This window comes from Mesobacillus sp., from assembly GCF_049588175.1.
GTDB lineage: Bacteria > Bacillota > Bacilli > Bacillales > Cytobacillaceae > Mesobacillus.
On record NZ_JBAVFI010000338.1, the window covers coordinates 1 to 2,719 of the forward strand.

Here is a 2,719-nt window from a genome sequence, read left to right on the forward strand (position 1 = left end):
GGGTTTTCCCATATTTCTCCCTCTATTACAATAACCCCCTTTGATTTTATGATTATTGCCTTAGTAAATAGGGTACTTAGTTAGCAAGCAGAAAAAAAGAGAGAGGAGATCATAGGGGAATGTCAAAAAAATGGGTACTATTTGCAGCTTTGGTTCTCTCAGTATTGTCTTTATCTGCATGTGCAGAAAAGGAACAGCTTGACGATGGAACTGAGCTAGTAGACAAGGATGAATTAATCTTCACAGCTTCGGGTGAGTTTAAGCCGTTCAGTTATCTTAAAGATGATTTGACAATGACGGGCTTTGACATTGAAGTGGGAGAAGCGTTAGCCAAAGAGATGGGGCTTAAGCCTGTACAAAAAAGAATGAAATTCAAGGGAATTGTTGAAGGGGTAAAAACAGGCCGAGCTGATGTCGCTGTTGCCAGCCACACAATTAACCCTCAGAGGAGTAAGCATGTATTTTTTTCCACTCCTTACTACTATTCAGGTCCGCAAATCTTCGTAAGACCCGATAGCAACATCAAAACTGTTGATGATTTAAAGGGGAAGGAAGTTGCTGTCGCAAAAGGATCCACATACGCGGACACTGCCTCTAAATATACTTCAAATATTAAAATGTACGATAGTGATATCACTGCATTGAAAGCCTTAAGCACCGGACGCCACGACGCGGTCATTACTGACTTCGTTACAGGTAAGAGTGCAGCGAAGGAAGGCTTTGAGATAGAAGGAAGGCAGCTAATTGAAAGAAGTGAGCAGGCTGTTGTTGTTCCAAAGGATAACCCGCAGCTGTTAGTAAGGGTGAATGAAGCGCTGGAGAATCTGCGCAACGACGGAACACTCTCGAAAATCAGCCAAAAATATTTCGGTGAGGATATCACAACGAAGCCGGAGTAGACAGATAGATAATTAATAGAGAAGGGATGTAGGAGCTTTGCCAAGTATAGGACATGTTTTACAAACTTTGATTGACAGCAGTGACCTTTTTATCGATGCTATGCTGCTTACGCTGCAGCTTACCGTAGTCTCAATTTTAGTAGGAATCGTGATTGGTTTATTCTTTGCACTTTTAAAAATTTCTAACATCAAGCCTTTAGAATGGATTTCCGACACGTATGTTTATTTAATCAGGGGAACTCCACTGATTGTACAAATCTTTATTTTATACTTCGGAATCAGCGGAATCTTTCTGATTCCTGATTTCTGGGCGGCGGCATTGGCGTTAGCGTTCCATAATGGTGCGTATATCGCGGAAATCTTCCGAGGTACCATCCAATCGGTAGATAAAGGCCAAATGGAAGCTGGCCGTTCATTAGGTATGTCAAAGGCTTTGACCATGAGAAGGATTATTTTGCCGCAGGCGTTCCGCCGTTCCCTTCCGCCGCTTGGCAACCAATTTATAATCGGCCTTAAGGATTCCTCGCTCGCGGCGTTCATCTCGATGAACGAGCTATTTAACGTAGCAACGACGCTTGGTTCAAACAACTTTGACGAAATGACGTATCTGTTAATCGTAGCTTTCTATTATCTAGTTCTAGTTGCGATTCTGACGTTGATCGTAAGGGCAATCGAAAAGAAATTAGCTGTTAGTGACAGGTAAGGAGGAAATGAAGTGTATACAAAAGAAATGATTCATGTTGAAAACTTAAATAAATCCTTTGACGACCTTCATGTCCTGAAGGATATCAATATAACGGTTAAGGAAAGCGATGTGGTATGTCTTGTCGGAGCCAGTGGTTCAGGTAAAAGTACCTTGCTTCGCTGCATTAATTTCCTTGAAAAAAAGGACAATGGCAGAATCATTATCGAAGGGGAAGAGGTCTCGCAGGATACACATGATATAAATGAAGTGCGCCAAAAGGTAGGAATGGTATTCCAGCATTTTAATCTTTTTCCCCATATGACCGTACTGGAAAATATCATTGAGGCACCTGTTCATGTAAAAAAGATGCCAAAAAATGAAGCTATCAGGGAAGCTAAGGAGCTTCTAATGAAAGTTGGTCTTGAGGATAAAGCAGATGTTTATCCAAGCAAATTGTCAGGTGGCCAGAAACAGCGGGTAGCAATTGCCCGTGCGTTGGCAATGAAGCCGGATATCATGCTTTTTGACGAACCAACCTCTGCATTAGATCCTGAATTAGTGGGAGAAGTTTTAGCGACTATGAAAGGGTTAGCAGAGGATGGCATGACTATGGTTGTGGTTACCCACGAAATGGGTTTTGCTCGTGAGGTTGCCGACTGGATCATTTATATGGATGAAGGAATCATTGTTGAGAAAGCTAAACCAGAAGAGTTCTTCACCAATCCACAAGAAGAGCGTACAAAGGAATTCATCCAGACAACAGCTCTTAAATAATTTTTGCGAAGCAGTTCTGAGAAATCAGGACTGCTTTGTGTTTTGTATATAAAGAGTTGAAAAACCAAGAAAAACAGCGATTCCGTGAGATATGGTGAGATAAGCAGGTAGTTTTCGTTTGAATTGGGTAAAAAGGGTCGTTTTTAGCGTTCTTTTCATCCTTTACAACAAGAATATTGGAGGAGTATGATTACAACAGTTTCAGATTTTATACTGAATCCCAAAATTTTTATGCTGAATCCCAAAATTAAATTAAGTTTCAAATTTCTAAATCGCTGAATCCAATTGGAGCGGGGGAACCAACTTTCGTGGTTGAAAATCCACTAGGGGTGAAGCCTTTGAATAAAAGGCAGGGCTATTC

3 protein-coding genes and 1 riboswitch are annotated in these 2,719 nt (G+C 41.2%); all 3 genes read left to right on the forward strand.

Annotated features, from left to right (window positions below; genetic code table 11):
* Nucleotides 1-119: 119 nt before the first annotated feature.
* The 3 genes from WB217_RS08445 to WB217_RS08455 are packed head-to-tail and all read left to right on the forward strand — an operon-like array spanning nt 120 to nt 2,358.
* Entirely contained in the window at nt 120-899 is a 780-nt protein-coding gene (locus WB217_RS08445) for a transporter substrate-binding domain-containing protein (RefSeq protein ID WP_423992490.1), read from the forward strand.
* 37 nt (nt 900-936) lie between these two features.
* Complete coding sequence (locus WB217_RS08450; RefSeq protein WP_423992492.1) at nt 937-1,602, forward strand: amino acid ABC transporter permease; 666 nt, start codon at nt 937-939, stop codon at nt 1,600-1,602.
* A gap of 27 nt (nt 1,603-1,629) precedes the next feature.
* Complete coding sequence (locus WB217_RS08455; RefSeq protein WP_335432298.1) at nt 1,630-2,358, forward strand: amino acid ABC transporter ATP-binding protein; 729 nt, start codon at nt 1,630-1,632, stop codon at nt 2,356-2,358.
* A gap of 263 nt (nt 2,359-2,621) precedes the next feature.
* A riboswitch (cyclic di-AMP (ydaO/yuaA leader) is annotated at nt 2,622-2,719 on the forward strand. This riboswitch is flagged as partial in the annotation.

Bases quoted from the DNA above. Each gene is read 5' to 3' on its own strand.
- WB217_RS08455 (WP_335432298.1), top strand. From the start codon at position 1,630: ATGATTCATGTTGAAAACTTAAATAAATCCTTTGACGACCTTCATGTC.
- WB217_RS08445 (WP_423992490.1), top strand. From the start codon at position 120: ATGTCAAAAAAATGGGTACTATTTGCAGCTTTGGTTCTCTCAGTATTG.